The sequence below is a fragment of the Mesorhizobium sp. M1D.F.Ca.ET.231.01.1.1 genome, from assembly GCF_003999155.2.
Classification (GTDB): Bacteria; Pseudomonadota; Alphaproteobacteria; order Rhizobiales; family Rhizobiaceae; genus Mesorhizobium.
Genome location: NZ_RZOZ02000075.1, coordinates 1 through 409, shown reverse-complemented (window position 1 = coordinate 409; position 409 = coordinate 1). Strand labels below are relative to the sequence as shown.

At 61.1% G+C, this 409-nt stretch carries 1 pseudogene; it reads left to right on the top strand.

The features are described from left to right. Positions 1–189: 189 nt before the first annotated feature. A pseudogene (locus tag EN874_RS32340) lies at positions 190–409 on the top strand (hypothetical protein); the annotation flags it as partial.

Here is a 409-nt window from a genome sequence, read left to right as displayed (position 1 = left end):
GGGACAAATCGTCAATCCGGGTGACGATTTGTCCCGGCTGAGCCGCATTTCGGCCGCCGGCTTGAAACGCTCCCGATCGAGAAACATCCGCCCTCCTTGCCGCGGGTCCGCAACTGGCATGGTGAACGCGGATGTTCCGTGCGCTGTTTCACGCAGCAGTCAAAAAGTTTAACGGCATTTCGGGGGCAGGACTATTCCGGCGAGCCGCTGGTGTCATTCTCGGCCGAGGAAGGCAAGGCGATCGGGCTGAAGCTCGGCGACAGCGTGACCGTCAATGTGCTCGGACGCAATGTCACGGCCAAGATCGCCAATTTCCGCCAGGTGCAATGGGAGACGATCGGCATCAATTTCGTCATGGTGTTCTCGCCCAACAGCTTTGCCGGGGCGCCGCATGGCTGGCTGGCGACGC